Below are 20,580 nucleotides of genomic sequence, written 5' to 3' on the forward strand. Positions count from 1 at the left end.
CTTTGTTTACCCACAAGGTATTGGTTTAAATTAGGGGATTCTTAAGTAGTTTATTAAACTAAAACATATGCAAAAACCCAATGAGCGATTAAAAGGTCAAACTGCTATTGTTACCGGTTCAAGCACCGGTATCGGGGCTGCAGTGGCTCTGGCACTGGGCCGCGACGGAGCAAACGTGGTAGTCAATTATCATTCTTCTGAAAAAGAGGCTCAGGAGGTTGCAAATCAAATCAACAAAGAAACCATATGCGGAGAGGCTATTGTTATACAGTGTGATGTAAGCAAGGAAGATCAGGTACAGGCCATGTTCAAACAAACCATTGAAAAGTTTGGTACTGTTGATATTCTGGTAGCTAACTCCGGTCTTCAAAAGGACGCCCCGCTTCATGAAATGACGCTTAAGGACTGGCAGCTAGTCATAGATGTAAATCTTACCGGTCAGTTTTTATGTGCCCGCGAAGCTTTGCGCGAGTTTATGCGCAGAGGTATTCGTGAAGGCGTTTCAAAATCACTTGGCAAAATCATTCACATGAGTTCGGTTCACCAGATCATTCCCTGGGCGGGCCACACCAATTATGCAGCTTCAAAGGGCGCGCTGGTCATGTTGATGGAAAGTATTTGTCAGGAATACGCACCGCTTAAAGTACGTTGCAACAGCATTGCTCCGGGCGCGATAAAGACTGACATCAACCGCGACGCCTGGGAAACTCAGGAAGCGCTTAACAAATTAAATGAACTTATACCCTACAAACGGATTGGCATCCCCGAAGATATAGGCAGTGTGGCTGCCTGGCTTGCATCAGACGAGTCAGAATATATTAACGGAACCACCATCTTTGTTGATGGCGGGATGACATGCTATCCAGGATTTACAGAAAATGGCTAAAAAAAATACTGAAGAACAAAAAAGACTCGACTCACATTATAAAGAGGAAGAAGATTGGTTGCACTGGGGCCCCTACTTAAGCGAGCGCCAGTGGGGTACTGTACGTGAAGATTACAGTTCAAATGGAGATGCCTGGGGGTATTTTCCGCACGACCACGCCCGCAGCAGGATGTACCGCTGGGGTGAAGACGGGCTTGCCGGTTTTACAGATCGTTATTGTAACGTATGTTTTGGCCTTGCTCTTTGGAATGGTAAAGACAACATTTTAAAGGAACGCCTGTTTGGGCTTACCGGCCCTGAGGGGAATCATGGTGAGGATGTAAAAGAGTTGTATTATTATCTTGAAAATACACCTACGCATTCGTACATGAAGCATCTGTACAAATACCCTCAGAATGCGTTTCCGTATGACGAAATGGTTGCCAAAAACCGAAGTCGGGATCGTAAGCAGCAGGAGTACGAATTACTGGATACCGGGCTTTTTGATAAGAACGAGTATTTTGATGTCGTAACCGAATATGCAAAAGCTTCGCCGGAAGATATTTGCATCAGGATTTCGGTGACTAACCGAAACTCCAAAGCTGCCGAATTGCACGTTTTACCCACCTTGTGGATTCGCAATTTCTGGAGTATACGCGATATGCCGTTTAAGCCGCAAATCACCCAAAATACGAAGAGTCAGACGCCTTCGGTGCATATTAATCATCCGTATACCGGGGAGTATAATTTTTATTTTGAAAGCCCCGATCATCAGCTTTTCACTGAGAATGAAACCAACGATCAGCGGCTTTACGGTCAGCCTAACGACCATCCGTATAAGAAAGATTTCTTTCACGATACTGTAATTCAGGGGAAATACAAGCTTGCCAGGAAGAAAAAGGAGGGAACCAAGTTTGCTCCACATTACCAGCGTAATGTGGCAGCCGGAGAAACAGTAGTTTTCAAATTGAGACTCTCCAAAGAAGCGCTTGACGCTGCCTTTAATGAAGATTTTGACACTACGTTCGCTGCCAGATATCAGGAGTGTCTAAATTTTTACGAGGGTATTAATGAGATTAAAGACCCAGAGGCTAAGGCAATACAACGCCAGGCTTTTGCCGGTCTACTTTGGACCAAACAGTATTACAACTACGAAGTTGAGCAATGGCTAAAGGGCGACCCTAAGGTTTCAACACCCCCGCAAAGCAGGAGGCAAGGGCGCAATCACAACTGGAAAACCTTAAGAAATCACGATATTCATTTAATGCCAGATAAGTGGGAATATCCTTGGTATGCTGCCTGGGATAGTGCTTTTCACTGCATCACTATGGCGTATATAGATCATGAATTTGCCAAAAAGCAACTCTTATTGTTTACAAAAGAGTGGTATATGGCACCTAACGGACAGATTCCGGCTTACGAATGGAATTTCAGTGATGTGAATCCGCCTACACAGGCGTTTGCAGCGCTGCAGATCTATAAAATAGAGCGTGACAGTACGGGTTATGAGGACATTGACTTTTTAAAACGAATTTTTAATAAGCTCTCGCTCAATTTTACATGGTGGGTAAACCAGGAAGACAAGCGGCAAAACAACGTTTTTCAGGGCGGCTTCTTAGGCCTTGATAACATCGGGGTATTTGACCGAAGCAGCGGTATACCGGGTAATGCGACATTAGAACAGGTAGATGGTACCTCCTGGATGGCGCTTTATTGCCTCAATATGCTGGAGATTGCGATTAAAATAGCTCTTGTTGACCCGTCTTACGAGGAAATGGCAACCAAGTTTTTTGGGCACTTTATTTTTATTGCTGAAGCACTCAATAAACTGAATGAAAAATACGAAGGGACCTGGGATGAGCAGGAAGGCTTCTTCTACGATAAACTGGTGTTTGAGAACGGCACCTTTCAGCCTATAAAAGTACGGTCTATTGTAGGTCTGATGTCTTTGGTAGCCGTGTTGCACATCAGTAAAAGCACTTTAGATCGCCTGCCTAATTTTAAATACAGTGTCAACTGGTTTAGAAAATACCGGAAAGAAAATCTCAAATATCCGGTGATTCAGGAATATTCTGAAGATTCAGATCTGCTTTTAGCTTTGGTGCCCAAAGAGCGGGTAAAAATTATGCTCAACGCAGTTTTTGATGAAAAGGAGTTTTTGAGCAAACACGGGCTGAGATCTTTATCTAAGGTTCACGAAAAGACCTATACCATTGATATCAACGGAACGAATTATGAAATCAAGTACGAGCCTGCGGAGTCAGAATCTTCTATGTTTGGAGGAAATTCAAACTGGCGCGGGCCGGTTTGGATACCATTTAATTACCTTTTTATTACGGCAATTAAGGAATTTAGAGATTACTACGGTAAGAATCTGGAAGTTGAGTATCCTAAAGGAAGTGGTACTATTTTAGGGCTGAATGCTATTCGAAACGATTTGATGAAGCGTTTGTTGAGTCTTTTTCAGGAAGATGAGAACGGAAACCGCCCGGTAAATGAAAATCACGAAAAAATCTATAAAGATCCTAACTTTAAAGATTTGGTCCTTTTTTACGAATATTTTCACGGAGACACGGGTAGAGGGCTTGGAGCCTCACATCAAACCGGTTGGACGGCCTTAATCGCCAATATGATTCACGAAATTTATTAATATGAAGGCCTTAAGAACCGTATTCTACACGACATTATTTTTTTTAGTTATGCAAACAGCAAATGCTCAGCAATTTACGTTTACAAAAGATCATGACGCGCTACTAGTTAAAGACCTGAATAGTGCAGCTGCATTTTACAGCGAAATATTAGGTCTGAAAGAAATAGACAACGCCGGTCTGGGACCCAAGTTTAGATGGTTTGAACTTGATAATAAAGTTCAAATTCATTTGATTAAGAGCGATGAGGCATTTACGCCACATAAAGGCGTTCACCTGGCGCTTAACGTAGATGATTTGGATGCTTTTATGAAGTTTTTAAAGGAAAAAGAGGTGCCTTTTGAAAACTGGCCGGGCGAGGCCGGTACTACAAACACCCGTCCTGACGGAGTGCGTCAGATTTATCTGAGAGATCCTGATGGCTATTGGATCGAAGTAAATACGAATACGCTTTAAAAGCAACTGTCTATGGATTTTTATCTGATTTGTACCATTTTAATCGTTCTTGCGGCAATCTTTGGTTACGTTAACGTTCGTTTCCTGAAATTACCCAATACCATCGGCCTTATGATCATAACCCTCCTGTTTACGCTTGCGGCAGTAGGTTTGAGCCATTTTAATGATGCGCTTCTAGAGGCTGAAAAAGAATTGATTAACAGTATAAATTTTGAGAAAGTCCTTTTAGACGGGATGCTCAGCTTTTTACTTTTTGCGGGAGCTTTGCATACTAATTTTGAACAGCTCAAAGTACAACGAGGACCTGTATTGGCATTTGCAACAATTGGCGTGCTTACTTCGACCTTTCTGGTGGGGGGTGCGCTATATCTTATCTTAATGCTTTTAGGCATTCCGGTTGATTTTATCTACTGTCTGCTTTTTGGCGCCTTAATTTCACCCACAGATCCTATTGCTGTTTTGGGGATTTTGAAAAAAGCAGGAGCACCCAAGCAACTGGAAACCAAAATTGTTGGCGAGTCTCTTTTTAATGATGGGGTAGGAGTTGTTATTTTCCTGACCCTTTTTCAAATCGCAGGTTCCACTGAACCGGTAACTGCGCTTGATGTGCTTAAGCTATTTGGGATTGAAGTTATTGGCGGTGTAGTTTTGGGGCTGGTTATAGGATATATCACCTATAAACTGCTTAAAAGCATTGATGACTATGATATTGAAGTGATAATCACGCTGGCGGCAGTTATGGGGGGTACAGTAATTGCTCAACAGTTGCATACATCCGCACCTTTGGCGATGGTTACCGCAGGTTTGCTGGTGGGTAATGACACTTCGCGAAAAAACACCATGTCGCATTTAACGGAAACCTATGTAGACAAGTTTTGGGAGCTGCTGGATATTTTGCTAAACACCATTCTTTTTGTTCTTATTGGGATGGAACTGTTGATACTCACCTTTGAAGTTACTGCAATCGTAGCCGGCCTTATTGCTATTCCTGTAGTCTTGGCTTGCCGCTATATCGCGCTGCTTCTTCCCATAGCCTATTTTTCAAAAAAACTGAATTTCGTACCCCGTACCAATGCGATTATGACCTGGGGCGGTCTGCGCGGAGGGATTTCAATTGCTCTGGCACTTAGCCTGACTGCCGAAATGCACCGGGATTTATTTTTGATCATCACCTATATCATAGTGGTCTTTTCTATAATCGTTCAGGGCCTCACCGTAGGTACGGTTATCAAGAAGTTTGGCTTAAATACTGCTTCAGATAAAGAGATTCAATAAAAAGAAAAGAATAAACCTCACGAAATTAGAGCTATTAGCAGTAGAAGCTGCTTTTACCTAGGTTAAACTCCGAATATTTCGGTTTCCTGTAGCTGGTTTATATGTTCCTTAGTTGCTTTCCAAATCAATTGTTTAGGTGCAGATTTTAGTTGCACATAGATCAGTCACCTAAGGCTTAGGCCAGGGGTTTAGGTATTCATTTAGAGGTGGTCAATAATCTTTGATGAAACCTTATTGAATAGCTTAGGTGTTTAGTACAAGTAATTTTTGAAAAAAATATATTATTTTTGAAAATATAATTAAAAATAGTTTAGTATATTTGGCAATCGAAAGAATATTTGACTGCTACGTTATCCAAATTTGGTTTTTAAAGTGTTAGTTCAAAGTAGTCATAACGTAACGTCAGATTGGGTTTAGGGACTAGTTCAGCAATGAACGCTTAATTCTGACAAACAAGCCTCCGCAAGGAGGCTTTCTTTATTTTGAAACTTAATCTAAATGCTAATAATGAGTGTTTTAGGGCAATCAGCACTTTTAGGGCTTGCTATCTATTTTATTCTGCACGCTCAATACCTTCCTGAATACGCTCTTCAACTTCTTCATTGGTTTCCTCGTCAATTTCAGGCTTTTCTGTTTTTTGAAATTCTTCAAGCCAAAATGTAAAATACATAGGGAAGTGATCTGACCCAATAAAGCCTAACCGCTCCATATTATTTACAGTAATATTTTTAGAATGAAACAGATGATCTATAGGAAATCTCAAATACCAGTAATCAGCATGAAATGTAGGGAAGAGTCCTCTGCCTATACGGGGATCAATTAAGCCGGTTATTCGGGCAAATAATTTGCTAACCCGTGACCAGACTACATCATTAAGGTCTCCGCATACAATTACCTGAGCATCGTCTTCAAGTTCCCGCACGGCTTTGCCCACAATCAATAATTCGGCATCACGCTCTTCACTGGTTTCATTTTCGGTTGGGCTGGGTGGAGCAGGGTGCACGCAAATGAGGTTTAGAGGTTTATAACCCCCATAGTGAACTTTTGTAAATATGGACGGCACGTCTTTTTCAACCAGATAATTTACCTGAGTTTCGGAAAGTTCCAGTTTGCTATACAGGTGCATTCCATATAAATTATCAAGAGGCACCCTAACGACGTGTGGATAGTCTTCTTCAAAAAGCTGTAAAGCCTCTTCCCACTTAGAATCGGTTTCCATCACTAAAAAAAGATCAGGATCCTTGCGTTTAATTTCATTAATAAGCTTCTCGTAATCCCGGTTGGTTTGAAGCACATTGCTACTCAACAAACTTATTTGCTTTAAATGATCGGCATTTTTTGGCTTTGCCTGACTTAAAGGATAATATCTTGAGTAGGGAAATACTACAAAAACCTGAAAAACAAATGCAGCAACAAGACTTATCAGGGTTACATATTGCCAGGATTCCTGTGGAAATTCAAGCGTAAGCAACAGGATAATAACCAAAATCTGCAAAAACGAGGTTTGAACGCGAATAAAATCCCAACCCCTAATAATCCAGTGGGTGCCACGGGTAAGGGGAAGCAGCGCGATTACAATTAGAAAAACGGCAAAGCTATAGAGAATCATAGGTCAGTTAGTTGCTGGTAAGCTCGTGAAATAATTGCTCAAGCGTTAGGTTTTTTCGCTTAAGCTGCAGGGTTTTTAGTCCGTTGTCGTGGGCGAAATCAAATAGGGCAGGCCGCATATCTTTACTGGTTTTGAACGTGATCTCATACACAAAACCTTTGGTGTTTTTAATGGACTCCACGTAGGGCAATTTTTGAAGTGCCACCTCTTCCACGCGGTAATCAAATTCGACCTCAATAAGCTGGTCTGTGGCTTCAGTGAGTTCCTTAAGATTTCGGTCTGCAACGATTTTGCCTTTGTTGATAATAATTACCCGGTCACACATAGCCTCAACCTCCTGCATAATATGCGTTGAGAGTAATACGGTTTTGTCTTTGCCAATAGAACGTATAAGCGATCTGATTTCGCGCAGCTGGTTGGGATCAAGCCCCGTTGTGGGTTCATCAAGAATGAGAACTTCAGGATCGTGCAGTAAAGCAGCGGCAAGGCCAACGCGTTGTTTGTAACCTTTACTCAATTGCTTGATTTTCTTGGAGATTTCCTGGGTTAGGCCCGTCATTTCGATAACATCGTCAATACGGTGAGTCGGCGCCTTGCTCAGGTTGGCCATAAGCTTCAGGTACTCTCTTACATACATATCAGGGTATAACGGATTGTTTTCAGCCAGATAGCCCACGTTTTGCTGAACATCCCGAGGGGAGTCTTCCACTGAAAAACGGGTCACAATCGCTTTGCCGGAAGTAGGTTTAAGTAAGGTCGTGAGTATTTTCATCAAGGTGCTTTTGCCTGCACCATTGGGTCCCAAAAAACCGGTGATTTCACCTTTTTTAATTTCAAAGTTGACGCTGTCCAGAGCTTTTTGTGCTCCGTAGTTTTTTGAAATATCCTGAACCTGTATTGACATAATATTTTGATACGTAGTGCTAAAATTACTCAATTAGACAGGAGTCTCTTCTATATTAAAACTTAAAATTAAACCGAACCACTAATGGGAAGCTCTTAAGATGGCTTAAGAGTAATGATATTTCTAACAAACGGTCATAAATGAAGGGGAGCTTTGTAATTCATTTAATAAAAGCAGGTGTTTTATTGAATATGTGCAAAAGTTGTACATTCTTCTAGCTGTTCTTAATAATTTAAGTACTTTAGCAGCGTAAAAATCAAGACAATGATCAATTTTGGTTACTTCTTTAATCGCTATTACTTCTTTTTCTTTTGGAAAGAGACGGGACCGCTATAGAGTAACTTATAGTATATAACACACTAAGGTCCCGATTTAATAAATCGGGATTTTTTTTTTGCCGGATTGAAATTGATACGTAACAAATAAACAACAACAAAACATTGAAACATACAGTCGCCATACAGGGAATACGAGGTTCTTTTCACCACAAAGTGGCCCAGGACTTTTTTGGCGAAGATGTGGAAGTTGTGGCTTGCAGCAGTTTTCAGGATGTGGTAAACAATTTGCTGAAAGAAACAGCGACCGATGCAGTTATGGCTATTGAAAATTCAATCGCCGGAAGCATCATTCCCAATTACGCATTGATTGACAAGAACAACCTCAATATAGAAGGAGAGCGTTATCTGGAAATCAGTCAGAATCTTATGGCGATGCCCGGGCAAAAATTGTCAGACCTTAAAGAGGTTTGGTCGCATCCTATGGCTTTGTTGCAGTGTAATGATTTTTTTCAGGGTCATGAGCATATTCGACTGGTGGAACAGGATGACACAGCTGCTGCAGCTATGCGTATTGCCGAGTCTAAAACCACAGGCGTAGGAGCTATCGCTAGTAAAACGGCAGCTCAAATTTATGGACTTGAGTTGCTTGCAGAAGACATTCAAACCATTAAGGCAAACTCTACCCGTTTTTTTGTATTGAATACAAACGGACGCACAGAGGCAGATGTTCCTGATAAAGCTTCGGTTAAGTTTCTGACCGACCACAAGCGGGGAAGCCTTGCAGCCGTGCTCAATGTAATGAGTGATTGCCGCTTAAACCTGACTAAAATTCAGTCGTTACCGGTGATTGAAACCCCCTGGAAATATGCCTTTTTTGTAGATGTGACTTTTGAGCATTATGAAGATTTTGAAAAGGCTAAAAAATTATTAGAGATTATGGCGCAGCAATTTAAGGTGCTGGGTGAATACAAAAACCGAAAATCATGATTATAGAATCGGCAAACCGGTTAAATCAAACTGCAGAATACTACTTTTCGCGTAAGCTGAAAGAGGTAAGAGCTCTTGCTGCTCAGGGAAAACCCATCATCAATATGGGTATTGGCAGTCCTGATCTGCCGCCACCGCCACACGTGATTGAAGCCTTAACAACTTCGCTGGTTGACGGCCCAGCGCATCAGTATCAAAGCTATAAAGGTCTGCCTCAGCTTACCGCTGCCATGGCAGATTTTTACAAGGACCAATACGGTGTAAATCTGGATGCAGAGACCGAAATTTTACCACTTATGGGTTCCAAAGAAGGGATTATGCACATCAGCATGGCCTTTTTAAATCCCGGCGATGAAGTGTTGATTCCTAATCCCGGTTATCCCACCTATACTTCGGTAACCCGTCTGGTTGAGGCAGAGCCGGTATATTACAATCTGGATGCCGCGCATAACTGGATGCCTGACTATGAGTCATTGCAGAAAAAAGACCTAAGCAAAGTAAAACTGATGTGGGTCAACTACCCACATATGCCTACGGGAGCTAAGGCAACACAGGCTGATTTTGAAAAATTAGTCGCTTTTGCGAAAGCAAACCAGATTCTTCTGGTGAATGACAATCCGTATAGCTTTATCCTGAATGAGAATCCGCAAAGTATTCTCGCGGTTGCGGGAGCAAAAGACGTGGCGATAGAGCTTAACTCCTTGAGTAAATCATTCAATATGTCTGGGTGGCGCGTGGGTATGTTGCTGGGCGCTTCAGCATATATAGACACGGTGCTTACCGTAAAAAGCAATATGGATAGCGGTATGTTTTACGGCATTCAGAAAGGAGCAGCAGCTGTTTTAAAGGAAGGCAAAGAATGGTTTGACGGTCTTAATGCCGTTTATAAAAACCGAAGAGATTTGATGTGGCAGTTGGCAGACGTTCTGGGTTGCACTTATGATCAGGAAGCAGCCGGCATGTTTATCTGGGCCAAACTTCCGGAAGGAGCAGGCGATGCCGAAGCCTTTATCGATGATATTTTGATCAACAAAAGTGTTTTCATCACCCCGGGAACCATTTTTGGTTCGCAAGGTGCCGGTTACATACGCTTTTCGCTTTGCGTAACCGAAGAAAAAATTAAAGAAGCAATAAGCAGATTTTAACGTGAATAATTTTAAAAACATACACGTTCTGGGTTTGGGACTTATAGGAGGTTCCTTATCGCGAGACCTCAAACGCATTTTGCCGGAAGCGGTCATTTATGGGGTGGATAATAATGAAGATCATCTGGATGAAGCTGTAGGCCTGGGCGTTGTAGATCATTCCTCCCGTTTTGAAGCCATCAATCAGGCAGATCTGGTTATTCTGGCTATTCCGGTCGATCAGGCTAATTTGTTTTTGCCACCCATTCTTGATGCCTTAAAAGAAGATGCGCTGGTTATTGATGTGGGTTCCACAAAAGGCAGTGTTTGTGATGCGGTAAAAGAGCATCCACGGCGGGAGCAGTTTTTGGCAGCACACCCCATCGCAGGAACTGAGTTTTCCGGTCCTTCGGCAGCGATTGAAAATCTGTTCAAAAACAAGACGATGATTCTTTGCGAAGTAGAAAAGACCCGTCAGGACCTTTTAGAACAGGCGATGCAGATTTTTGAAGCTTTGGAGATGAATATTCGGTATATGAATCCGCATTCGCATGATAAGCACATTGCTTACGTTTCGCACCTGTCACACATCAGCAGTTTTATGCTGGGGAAGACCGTAATTGAGAAGGAGAAGAACGAGAAGGATATTTTTGATATGGCGGGCAGTGGTTTTGCTTCAACCGTACGTCTGGCAAAAAGTAATCCTGCTACCTGGACTCCTATTTTTAAAGAAAATAAAGCTAACGTACTCGAGAGCTTAACAGAATACATAACTAATTTAACGCATTTCAAAAACGTGCTTGAGGCTGATGACTACGAGGAGGTTTTTAACGAAATGCACAATACAAACCACATAAAATCAATACTTAAAGGATTATCGTAATCGGCTTAAAGCTGTAAATTTGTTGAATATGGAAAATAAGAAAGAACTTAGAAACTGGTTAGACGCCTTCAATCTGGACCACCCGCTTGTAATAGCCGGTCCATGCAGTGCAGAAACCGAAGAGCAGGTGCTTAAAATTGCACACGAACTTAAAGATACCGATGCAACTGTTTTTAGAGCAGGTATCTGGAAACCCCGTACCCGTCCTGGAATGTTTGAAGGAGTAGGTGCTTTAGGTCTGAAGTGGATGCAGAAAGCTAAAGAAGAAACCGGAATGCTTACCACAACTGAGGTGGCAAACCCAAATCACGTGGAGCTGGCGCTTAAACACGACATAGATATTTTATGGATTGGGGCACGTACTACGGTTTCTCCGTTCAATATTCAGGAAATTGCAGAAGCTTTGAAAGGAACAGATAAGGTTGTACTTATCAAAAACCCGGTAAACCCTGATTTAGCCTTATGGTTAGGTGCTGTGGAGCGTTTCTACACGCAAGACGTTAAGAATCTTGGTGTGATTCATAGAGGTTTTTCTACTTATGAAAAAACCAAATACCGTAACAACCCCGAGTGGCAACTGGCGGTAGATCTTCAGAATAAATTCCCTGATCTGCCTTTGATCTTAGATCCTTCGCATATTGCGGGGCGTCGTGACATCATTTTTGATTTGTGCCAAACCGGTCTTGATTTGAATTATGACGGTATTATGGTAGAAACCCACTACGATCCCGATAACGCGTGGAGTGATGCCAAGCAGCAAATTACCCCTTCTACTTTGGTACAGATTATGAAAGATCTGAAAATCCGTAAAGAGGAAGGTACTGCGGCAGAGTTTAATAACAAGCTAAACACCTTGCGTACGCAAATTGATGTGGTTGACCATCAGTTAATCGAAAGCCTTGGTAAACGTATGAAAATCGCCGATGCGATTGGAGAGCTAAAAACTCAGAATAACGTGGCTATTCTTCAGTCTAAACGCTGGAATGAAATTCTTGGAGCTATGATTCTAGAAGGAGAGCAGCACAATTTGAGTGAGGAATTTATCTTACGCGTGTTTAAAGCGATTCACCAGGAATCTATTAACCACCAGAAAAAAATCTCCAGAATGGAGGAAGCTTAAGTTATTGAGCTAAAAACAAAAAAATAGGCTACCGGGAAACGGCAGCCTATTTTTTTTTACTCTTGCACCTGTTTAACCCGTTTGAAAATATAGCGGGTGACATAGATGCCGTTTTCGTCTCCGTCACCTCCATAGCTTTCAACGCCACTATTTACAAAAGCGAGTTCCCAGCCTTCTTCGGCCATCGCGTTAATTTTAGAGGTAACTACAGCATCATTTGCTGCAATGTTTTGGAAGCGAATTCCGCCTATATTAAAGAAATTCAAAAGTTTAGTCTCTTCAAAATTCTTAAGACGAATCTCGCTTCGGTCTGATTTGTTTCTGCTATCGTCTTCTTCAGAGCGTTCTGAGGTAAATTCTTTGTAATCCCGGCTTTCGAGGGTTGAGATCATTCGAGATCTTCCCAAACCATTGGGAATAATAGATTCAATAACGGTTACAGTTTGATATTCAAAAACCTGTGCGAAAAGGCTCAGATTAAAGCTCATAAACAGTAGGAATAAAAACGTAGATTTTTTCATAGTAGGAATTTGAGGTTTAAGGAATTTGATTCGTCTAAAATAAAGTAGTTTTACAAATCTAAAATAGTAAAAATACCATTTGAAAGGAACCGTTTACAAATCAACCGGAAGCTGGTATAGCGTCAAGGCCGAAGATGGCACGTTCTACGATTGTCGTATCAAGGGGCGCTTCAGAATACAGGGTATTAAAAGCACCAATCCTGTTGCGGTGGGCGACAAGGTGATTTTTGAGCTTGAGCAGACCGGTGATGCGGTGACGGGTGTTATTAAAGACATTGAAGATCGCGAGAACTACATCATTCGCAAATCAGTCAACCTTTCAAAGCAAACGCACATCATTGCGGCTAATGTTGATTTGTGCTTTTTGGTCATCACGCTAAACAATCCGCCTACATTTACGGCTTTTATAGACCGGTTTTTGGTCACCTGCGAGGCTTACCATATTGAGGCAGTCCTGCTTTTTAATAAGGTTGATACCCTTAGTACTGAAGAATTTGGTGAAGTGAAATACCTGGCAGAACTGTACCGCGATATAGGCTACACCTGTATAGGTATTTCTGCGAAAACAGGAAAGAATGTAGAAGAGGTCAAGGCGCTGATGCAGGGCAAAACCAGCATATTCTCAGGGCATAGTGGGGTAGGCAAATCTACTTTGGTAAATGCTATTGAGCCTGCGCTTGATTTAAAGACCAAAGCAATCAGCGATCAGCATATGCAGGGACAGCATACAACCACCTTTGCAGAGATGTTTGACCTGGATTTTGGCGCCCGTATTATCGATACACCCGGAATCAAAGGTTTTGGAGTGGTTGATATGGAAAAAGAGGAGGTGGGAGACTATTTTCCCGAATTTTTTGAGCTGAAAGATCAGTGTAAATTCAACAATTGCCTGCATCTCGAAGAGCCGCATTGCGCTGTAAAAGCTGCGTTGGAAGAAGATAAGCTTCATTGGTCCAGATATCAAAGTTACCGTCAAATTTTGGAAGGAGACGATGAAAACTACCGCAGAACCAATTACGATCAAAATCTACAATAATTAAAATTTTATGCGAGCAATCATACAACGTGTCAGTGAAGCTTCGGTAACTATAGATAATGTAATTACGGGGAAAATAGGCAGAGGTTTTATGATATTGCTGGGTGTTGAGCCTGAAGATACCGATGCCGATATAGACTGGCTCTCTTCAAAAATTTGCGGTCTGCGCGTTTTTGGCGATGCCGAAGGATTGATGAATGAAAGTATTCTTGATCAGGATGGGGACATTTTACTTATAAGCCAGTTTACGCTTTTCGCCTCTACCAAAAAAGGAAACAGGCCTTCTTTTTTAAGGGCTGCAAAGCCTGATGTGGCCATTCCGCTGTATGAGAAATTTCACGGTGAACTTTCCAAAAAATTGCAAAAACAAGTGCAAACGGGTGAGTTTGGGGCGGACATGAAAGTAGCTCTTGTTAATGATGGGCCAGTCACAATTTTTATCGATTCAAAAAATAAAGAATAGTTTTTAACAATATTTTAGTATATTGGCAACTTTCTTATGATGATTAGAACGTTAGCCTTATTTCTACTTGTTACCCCCCTACTAGCATTTAGTCAAAACCAAGAAGATTTCTCCGCCCTGAGTGTAGATCCTGCACTTTCAGAGGGGGCAGATAGTGTATTGCGTTTTGAAGATATTATCCTTGATTTCTCAGATGAGGGTAAATTAAAAACTACGATAGATCGCATCGTCACGGTTTACAACAAAACCGGATTACGGGATGTGCGCGCGATTGCTTTTTATGACAACAACTCGAAAGTGACAGATATTGAAGCTGTTATTTATGATTTGATGGGTGATGAAAAGGAAAAGATTAAAAAGCGCGATTTCAAGGATTACAGTGCGGTGGACGGCGGTACTTTATATGCTGACAACCGGGTCTTGGTTTTAGACTACACCCCAACGCGTTACCCGTTTACCATTCGTTTTACCGCAGAAACAACTTCAGAGACCACGGCCTTTGTAAGACCCTGGATGCCTGTCTCAACCTATGATACGGGAACTCAGTATTCCAGATTTTCAATTATACATAAACCTGAAGATAGCCTGCATGTAAAGGCTACTAATTTTGAAGGGTATGATATTGAAGTCGAAGAAACGCCCGAAAAAACGGTTTGGACAGCTCGTAATTTAGCTCCGGTAACCAGTGAATACAAGTCGCCTTCTTTTGATAAACGCTTTCCGCGGGTAAAGGCCTATTTTGACAAATTTTATCTGGCTGGAGTTCCGGGAATTGGAGGCACCTGGGAAGCATTCGGAAAATGGATGTACAATGACCTTATAAAAGAGACACAGCAGCTTGATGCAGAAGTTGTTGCAGAAGTACAAAATCTGGTTAAGAATCTGCCGGATGAAGAGGCTAAGGTAAGAGCAGTTTATCAATACCTGCAGGACAAAGTGCGCTACATTAGTGTTCAGGTTGAGATAGGTGGCTGGAAACCCATGCCTGCTGCAGATGTACATCGTCTCAGCTACGGGGATTGTAAAGCCTTAAGCAATTATATGCAAAGTCTTCTCAATGCCATTGGTGTAAAATCGTACTACACGGTTTTGTTTGGTGACCCGGATAAAGAATCTTTAGATACTGATGTAGTTGCGATGCAGGGTAATCACGTGATTCTAGGTGTACAGCTGGGAAATGAGGTTAAATTTTTAGAGTGTACCAGTCAGCAAACACCTTTTGGTTATATGGGTACCTTTACAGATGATCGTGATGTATTGCTGCTCACGCCCGAAGGTGGTAAACTCGCGCGTACTACTAAGTACAATCAGGAAGATAATTTAGAGCGTATAGTAGCCCGTCTTAAACTGGACGTTGAGGGGAATTTGGAAGGTGATTATTCAGAAACTTCGAAAGGCATTTTTTACTCGCCAAAAATATATTTGGATACTAAAGATCAAAAAGACCTAAGTGATTATTACTACGAAAACTTTTCAGGTATTAAAAGCCTGGCTGTTTCAGATATCAAATTGCAGAATGACCGGGATAAGGTTATTTATGAAGAACAGCTCAAGCTGAATGCCCGCAACTATGCTTCCAAAATTGGCGAAGATTATCTGGCGAAAATAAACCCTTTTTCATGGTCTAACGAGATGATTCCTCCGCGGTATAAAGACCGAAAATCAGATTTTGTAATCCTTCGAGGTCTTATACGTCAGCATGAGATTACGTTTGAAATTCCGGAAGGATATAAACTGGGGGCTATTGCAGAGCCGGTAGCCTTAGAAGAAGATTTTGGTAGTTACCAAACACAACTGGAAGTCGAGGGGAATCAGGTCAACTATACGCGAACCTTTAAATTGAATGAAGGAACTTACCCCGTTGATGCTTACGAAAACTACCGTGAGTTCTATAAAAATGTGGTGCGCGAAGACAATCAAAAGTTATTTATCGAAAAATTATAAGTTATGCACAAAATTACGTTTATCGTTCTGCTGCTATGCAGCTTAACAAATTATGCTCAGGATTTCAGATTTGGGAAAGTTTCTAAAGAAGAATTACAGGAAGAGACGCATCCTGAAGATCCTGATGCTAATGCGGCTGTCCTATACCGGGAACAATACTCTCATATTGATTACTCGCCTAATGACGGTTTTGTGCTCACTACAGAGGTTTTTGAGCGCATAAAAATCTATAATAACGATGGTTTTGAATGGGGTACACATGTCATTCCGGTTTACACCGGCGGTAGCAAAGATGAGAATGTCTCTAACCTCAAAGCCGTGACCTATACGCTTGAAGATGGTAAGATCGAAGAATATAAATTAGACAATGACGGTATCTTTAAAGAGGAGCGCAGCAAAAATTTCAATGTTGAAAAATTTACGATGCCTAATCTTCAGCCGGGATGTATTGTTGAATTTAGATACAAGTTTTTTTCGCCTTATTTGTCAACTATTGACGAGATCAGATTGCAGGAAGATATTCCACTTAATAAAGCTGAAATAACCTTTATAAGTCCGGAATGGCTGGTTTTTCAAATGCACCGCAAAGGTCTTCTGCCGTTTAATGTGGAAGAGACGAGTAAAGCGGCGAAGATTAATTTCACTTCCAGGGTAGGTGCCTATAATGCAGGTATGCGTGGGTCTAGCAGAGGTACCCTGCAGGCTCAAAGTATAGATTTGATAAATAAGAAGTATGGAGTAAGTATTGAGAATGTTCCGGCTATGCGCGAAGAGGCTTTTTCGTCAAATATCGACAATTATAGAGCGGGTATCAGTTTTGAATTATCCTATACCAAATTCCCAAATGAACCTATAGAAACAGTAACAAGCAGTTGGGAAGCAGTTTGTAAGACGATCTATGATTCTGAGAACTTTGGCGGTCAGCTTAACAGCGGTCGATATTTTGATGATGACTTAGATGCAGTTTTAGAGGGGGTAAGCGATCCCAAGGAAAAAGTCTTCCGCATTTTTGAATATGCTAAAAATAAAATGACGTGGAATGGTTATTTGGGTATTTACGCAGATGAAGGTACCAGAAGTGCTTATAAAAATGGTTCTGGAAATAGCGGAGATATCAATCTCAATCTGGTTAATATGCTGCGTTACGCCGGTCTTGATGCAAATCCGGTGATATTGAGTACCCGTGATAATGGTATTCCTATATTTCCTACCCGTAATGGCTTTAACCATGTTATTGCCGGGGTGGTTTTAGATGGAAATGTGTTGTTGATGGATGCTACTAATAAAATAGGAGCGATTAATCTGCTCGAGGAGGGCTTATTAAACTGGAATGGCAGGCTAATACGTGAAGACGGTACATCAATCTGGGTGAGTCTAAACCCAAGCAGCCATGCTCAGGAAAACACAATGGTAAATGCTGAGATCGACGAAAATTTTGCTTTAAATACAAAAGTAAGAAGTCAGTATAGCGGACATTACGGTCTGCGTCACCGCAAAAATTTTGGAGGCAAAGATGAGCAGGAACAACTTGAAACATTTGAGCAGCGTTACTCTGGAATAGAACTTAACGAAATAGAAATAAAAAATCTGGAGAATCCTTACGAGCCCGTTCAGGTAAGCTATGATTTTGAGATGGAGCACGGTGTAGAACGTGTGGGAGACAAGGTGTTTATAAGTCCTTTAATGCATTTGGCCAGTCAGGAATCACCATTTAAGTCTGAGCAGCGACAGCATCCCGTAGATTTCGGATATCCCTGGAAGGATCGCTATATCATCACCATAAAATTACCCGAAGGTTATACTGTAGAGACCTTGCCTGAGAATGGGATTTTTACTTTTGGGGAAGATATGGGGTCTTTTAAATACCTTATATCAAACACTAATAATACCGTTCAGGTTTCTACAGAGATGGTGATTAACAGCTCCATTATCACTCCCGATCTGTATCAGGGATTGAAAGAATTTTATGCGATGGTGATTTCCAAGGAGAATGAAAAAATTGTTTTAGCTAAAATATAGAAGATTTGAATTGGAATAGGTTTTACACTACGGTGTTATGCTTTGGGATCTTGTATTCGATCAAGGCATATGGTCAAAAAAATCCATTAGATAAGGTGACCGAAGAGCAGTTAAATATGACTGTGTACTCCCGGGATTCTGTGGCTCCGGCTGTTTATTTAGATAAGCATAGAGAAACTTATTTTGATTACACCGATAGAGATGGTTTCATCATTATCAATGAATTTACCGAGCGTATCAAAATTCTGAATAAAGCTGGATTGGATTATGCTACTAAAAAGATATCATCCTACAAACGTGAGGAAAGCAAGGAATTTGTAACCAAGGTTTGGGGAAACACCTATAATCTGGAGAATGGTAAAATTGAAGTTGAAAAGCTTGACGATTCAGCCATTTTTGAGCGAGAGGTTTCCGAATATTTTGACGAAACAGCTTTTACTATGCCAAATGCGAAAGTAGGCTCGGTGGTCGAATGGGGTTATAAGACCGTTTCTCCTTTTTATAAAGTAGATGATCTAATTTTTCAGGAAGATATACCGGTGGTCGCCTATCACGCTACAATAAGAACTCCCGGAGCATTTACTTTTAGAAGAATTCGCAGAGGGTATTTTAATGTACAGCCGGAAGAGAAAATCGAGAAGCGCACACTGGGCATTACTTACAATATGAAGGACAGTTATGGTAGTAATTTACAAAACTCCCGTAGCGCGAATTTGTCATTTTCTGAGCTTGTTGCCGTTTACGAAAAAGAAGATGTGCCTGCTCTTAAGGAAGAGATTTATGTAACCAACCCGCGCAGTTACCGAATGAGCGTAATCTACGAGCTCGTTTCTACTGAATTTAACAGAGGAAATAAAAAAGAATACGCTACTACCTGGGATGAGGTAGCCCGTACGATTTTTAAAGATTCCCGTTTTGGAGACCGGCTTGAGCGCACACGGTTTTTAAAAGATGTAAAAGAGACCGTGTTTCAAAAACAAATGAAGGATGCTGAGAAGATCGATTTTATACTTGATCATATCAAAACCCGAATGACCTGGAATGGCGAGTATACTAAATATGCCGAGGATGAACTTGATGAAGCTTATGAAAGAGGCTCAGGTAGTGTGGCTGAAATCAACTTAACCCTCATTGCGTTGTTGAAAGAATGTGGCCTTGAAGTATACCCGGTGCTCTTAAGTTCTAAGCAATATGGGATTCCGTTATATCCTACTTTAGAAGGGTATAATTACGTCATTGCAGGAGTGAGAAACAAAGGTAAAGTCATTCTTCTTGACGCAACCGATAAGTTGAGTAGTCCCAATATTCTTCCCAATCGGGTTTATAACTGGACGGGGAGAATGGTGAGTTTTCAGGGGGTTTCGCAGGAAATTGACTTATTTGAAAACATTGCGCCGGCTTCAACCATATTTTTGAAAGCTTCTCTAACTGATGAGGGGAGTATTGAAGGGGAATATAAAGAGCGTCTAAGCAGTCTGGAAGCACTCAATCTGAGGCATAATTATTTTGCGCACGATAAGTCAGAATGGGAAGAGGAGGAGCAGGAGAAATATGGTTTAAGTGAAATATTAAACTACGATCTTGAAGGAGTAGATGCATTTGAAGCACCTATCGTTAGATCATTCAATTTTAAAGTTGAGCGTGGTGTAGATCAGGTAGGAAATAAGATTTTTGTGAGTCCGCTTGGGTTTTTGCGACTTTCCGAAAATCCGTTTAAGTCAGACTCCCGCCAGTTTCCTATCTCTTTTGACTATCCTTTTTCAAAGGATATTACGATTAATATGCAATTGCCTGAAGGTTATAAAGTTTCTTCCCTGCCTGAAAGTGCGAATTTGGGTCTGCCAGATGATTCCGGAACATTCTTCTATTCCATCGCAGAGAATAATGGGGTGCTTCAGGTGATGATGCGGTTTAAGCTGAAAAAGCATGTTATTCCTGTGGAGTATTATGAGTCACTTAAAGAATTTTTCAAACTTCGGGTCGATAAGGAAAACGAGAAAGTAGTCTTAGAAAAGGTCTAAAGCTCATAAATTTCAGTATTTGATAACCTTAAAATGGGATAGTTAGGCACATTGCTTTAATTTAGCACACCTAAATTAAGATTCCTGTTTTATGAAGATTGACCACGCTCAGAAAGCCGTAGATGACTGGATCAAAGCACACGGAGTACGCTATTTCAACGAACTTACCAATATGGCCCAGCTTACCGAAGAGGTAGGGGAAGTGGCCCGTATTATCGCACGTCGTTATGGGGAGCAAAGCGAAAAGGAAAGCGATAAAAGCAAAGATTTGGGCGAAGAACTCGCCGACGTGCTTTTTGTAGTACTTTGCCTGGCCAACCAGACCGGAATTGACCTTCAGGAAGCCTTCGATAAAAAACTGGACCTTAAAACCAAAAGGGATCACGACAGGCATCACTCCAATACAAAACTGAAATAACACTGCATT

Annotated in this window: 17 protein-coding genes; 14 read left to right on the forward strand and 3 right to left on the reverse strand. The window is 41.4% G+C overall.

Annotated features, from left to right (window positions below; translation table 11 throughout):
- Positions 1-67 precede the first annotated feature (67 nt).
- From CJ305_RS03145 to CJ305_RS03160, 4 genes are read left to right on the forward strand one after another with little or no spacing between them, the layout of a single operon-like run.
- Complete coding sequence (locus tag CJ305_RS03145; RefSeq protein ID WP_099644765.1) at positions 68-886, forward strand: SDR family oxidoreductase; 819 nt, start codon at positions 68-70, stop codon at positions 884-886.
- Positions 879-3,515: an MGH1-like glycoside hydrolase domain-containing protein gene (locus CJ305_RS03150; RefSeq protein WP_099644766.1), complete on the forward strand. Its 2,637-nt coding sequence runs from the start codon at positions 879-881 to the stop codon at positions 3,513-3,515. The genes CJ305_RS03145 and CJ305_RS03150 overlap by 8 nt, the downstream gene beginning before the upstream one ends.
- Before the next feature lie 49 nt (positions 3,516-3,564).
- Positions 3,565-3,969 (forward strand): VOC family protein, encoded by a 405-nt coding sequence (locus tag CJ305_RS03155; RefSeq protein WP_099644898.1) that lies wholly within the window; start codon positions 3,565-3,567, stop codon positions 3,967-3,969.
- A gap of 12 nt (positions 3,970-3,981) precedes the next feature.
- The gene (locus tag CJ305_RS03160) at positions 3,982-5,244 is read left to right on the forward strand and encodes a cation:proton antiporter (protein ID WP_099644767.1); all 1,263 of its coding nucleotides are present in this window, start codon (positions 3,982-3,984) and stop codon (positions 5,242-5,244) included.
- A gap of 553 nt (positions 5,245-5,797) precedes the next feature.
- Here CJ305_RS03160 and CJ305_RS03165 read toward each other — a convergent pair.
- Both CJ305_RS03165 and gldA read right to left on the reverse strand, forming a co-directional pair.
- Positions 5,798-6,853, reverse strand: coding sequence for an endonuclease/exonuclease/phosphatase family protein (locus CJ305_RS03165; RefSeq protein WP_099644768.1), 1,056 nt, complete (start codon positions 6,851-6,853; stop codon positions 5,798-5,800).
- A gap of 7 nt (positions 6,854-6,860) precedes the next feature.
- A complete protein-coding gene (gene gldA / locus CJ305_RS03170) occupies positions 6,861-7,757 on the reverse strand; it encodes a gliding motility-associated ABC transporter ATP-binding subunit GldA (RefSeq protein ID WP_099644769.1) in 897 nt (298 codons plus the stop codon).
- A 440-nt stretch (positions 7,758-8,197) separates the two neighbouring features.
- Between gldA and CJ305_RS03175 the strand changes: the two genes are divergently transcribed.
- From CJ305_RS03175 to CJ305_RS03190, 4 genes are read left to right on the forward strand one after another with little or no spacing between them, the layout of a single operon-like run.
- Positions 8,198-9,022 carry a prephenate dehydratase gene (locus CJ305_RS03175; RefSeq protein WP_099644770.1) on the forward strand — a complete coding sequence of 275 codons (825 nt, stop codon included), beginning with the start codon at positions 8,198-8,200 and terminating at the stop codon, positions 9,020-9,022.
- Positions 9,019-10,167 carry a pyridoxal phosphate-dependent aminotransferase gene (locus CJ305_RS03180; protein ID WP_099644771.1) on the forward strand — a complete coding sequence of 383 codons (1,149 nt, stop codon included), beginning with the start codon at positions 9,019-9,021 and terminating at the stop codon, positions 10,165-10,167. Before CJ305_RS03175 ends, CJ305_RS03180 begins: the two co-directional genes overlap by 4 nt.
- A gap of 1 nt (position 10,168) precedes the next feature.
- Positions 10,169-11,029: a prephenate dehydrogenase gene (locus CJ305_RS03185; RefSeq protein WP_099644772.1), complete on the forward strand. Its 861-nt coding sequence runs from the start codon at positions 10,169-10,171 to the stop codon at positions 11,027-11,029.
- 28 nt (positions 11,030-11,057) lie between these two features.
- Positions 11,058-12,149, forward strand: coding sequence for a bifunctional 3-deoxy-7-phosphoheptulonate synthase/chorismate mutase type II (locus CJ305_RS03190; protein WP_099644773.1), 1,092 nt, complete (start codon positions 11,058-11,060; stop codon positions 12,147-12,149).
- A 56-nt stretch (positions 12,150-12,205) separates the two neighbouring features.
- Here the strand turns inward: CJ305_RS03190 and CJ305_RS03195 are convergent, their stop codons facing one another.
- A complete protein-coding gene (locus CJ305_RS03195; protein ID WP_099644774.1) occupies positions 12,206-12,670 on the reverse strand; it encodes a hypothetical protein in 465 nt (154 codons plus the stop codon).
- Positions 12,671-12,749: 79 nt separating this feature from the next.
- On the opposite strand from CJ305_RS03195, the gene rsgA reads away from it, so the two are divergent.
- The 6 genes from rsgA to CJ305_RS03225 all read left to right on the forward strand — a co-directional run bounded on the left by rsgA (position 12,750) and on the right by CJ305_RS03225 (position 20,571).
- Complete coding sequence (rsgA, locus tag CJ305_RS03200; RefSeq protein ID WP_099644775.1) at positions 12,750-13,706, forward strand: ribosome small subunit-dependent GTPase A; 957 nt, start codon at positions 12,750-12,752, stop codon at positions 13,704-13,706.
- 10 nt (positions 13,707-13,716) lie between these two features.
- The gene (gene dtd, locus CJ305_RS03205; RefSeq protein WP_099644776.1) at positions 13,717-14,169 is read left to right on the forward strand and encodes a D-aminoacyl-tRNA deacylase; all 453 of its coding nucleotides are present in this window, start codon (positions 13,717-13,719) and stop codon (positions 14,167-14,169) included.
- A 39-nt stretch (positions 14,170-14,208) separates the two neighbouring features.
- Positions 14,209-16,113, forward strand: a complete 1,905-nt coding sequence (locus tag CJ305_RS03210) for a DUF3857 domain-containing protein (protein ID WP_189319371.1) — start codon at positions 14,209-14,211, stop codon at positions 16,111-16,113.
- 3 nt (positions 16,114-16,116) lie between these two features.
- Complete coding sequence (locus CJ305_RS03215; RefSeq protein ID WP_099644778.1) at positions 16,117-18,132, forward strand: transglutaminase domain-containing protein; 2,016 nt, start codon at positions 16,117-16,119, stop codon at positions 18,130-18,132.
- A gap of 5 nt (positions 18,133-18,137) precedes the next feature.
- Positions 18,138-20,153, forward strand: a complete 2,016-nt coding sequence (locus tag CJ305_RS03220; protein WP_143469341.1) for a DUF3857 domain-containing protein — start codon at positions 18,138-18,140, stop codon at positions 20,151-20,153.
- 91 nt (positions 20,154-20,244) lie between these two features.
- Positions 20,245-20,571 carry a nucleotide pyrophosphohydrolase gene (locus CJ305_RS03225; protein WP_099644780.1) on the forward strand — a complete coding sequence of 109 codons (327 nt, stop codon included), beginning with the start codon at positions 20,245-20,247 and terminating at the stop codon, positions 20,569-20,571.
- Positions 20,572-20,580 lie beyond the last annotated feature (9 nt).

Source organism: Leeuwenhoekiella nanhaiensis (assembly GCF_002744755.1).
Lineage (GTDB): Bacteria > Bacteroidota > Bacteroidia > Flavobacteriales > Flavobacteriaceae > Leeuwenhoekiella > Leeuwenhoekiella nanhaiensis.

What these genes read in the sequence shown, in the direction of transcription:
- CJ305_RS03145 (WP_099644765.1), top strand. Translation starts at nt 68, where the DNA reads ATGCAAAAACCCAATGAGCGATTAAAAGGTCAAACTGCTATTGTTACC.
- CJ305_RS03150 (WP_099644766.1), top strand. Translation starts at nt 879, where the DNA reads ATGGCTAAAAAAAATACTGAAGAACAAAAAAGACTCGACTCACATTAT.
- CJ305_RS03155 (WP_099644898.1), top strand. Translation starts at nt 3,565, where the DNA reads ATGCAAACAGCAAATGCTCAGCAATTTACGTTTACAAAAGATCATGAC.
- CJ305_RS03160 (WP_099644767.1), top strand. Translation starts at nt 3,982, where the DNA reads ATGGATTTTTATCTGATTTGTACCATTTTAATCGTTCTTGCGGCAATC.
- CJ305_RS03165 (WP_099644768.1), bottom strand. Translation starts at nt 6,853, where the DNA reads ATGATTCTCTATAGCTTTGCCGTTTTTCTAATTGTAATCGCGCTGCTT.
- gldA (WP_099644769.1), bottom strand. Translation starts at nt 7,757, where the DNA reads ATGTCAATACAGGTTCAGGATATTTCAAAAAACTACGGAGCACAAAAA.
- CJ305_RS03180 (WP_099644771.1), top strand. Translation starts at nt 9,019, where the DNA reads ATGATTATAGAATCGGCAAACCGGTTAAATCAAACTGCAGAATACTAC.
- CJ305_RS03190 (WP_099644773.1), top strand. Translation starts at nt 11,058, where the DNA reads ATGGAAAATAAGAAAGAACTTAGAAACTGGTTAGACGCCTTCAATCTG.
- CJ305_RS03195 (WP_099644774.1), bottom strand. Translation starts at nt 12,670, where the DNA reads ATGAAAAAATCTACGTTTTTATTCCTACTGTTTATGAGCTTTAATCTG.
- dtd (WP_099644776.1), top strand. Translation starts at nt 13,717, where the DNA reads ATGCGAGCAATCATACAACGTGTCAGTGAAGCTTCGGTAACTATAGAT.
- CJ305_RS03210 (WP_189319371.1), top strand. Translation starts at nt 14,209, where the DNA reads ATGATTAGAACGTTAGCCTTATTTCTACTTGTTACCCCCCTACTAGCA.
- CJ305_RS03215 (WP_099644778.1), top strand. Translation starts at nt 16,117, where the DNA reads ATGCACAAAATTACGTTTATCGTTCTGCTGCTATGCAGCTTAACAAAT.
- CJ305_RS03225 (WP_099644780.1), top strand. Translation starts at nt 20,245, where the DNA reads ATGAAGATTGACCACGCTCAGAAAGCCGTAGATGACTGGATCAAAGCA.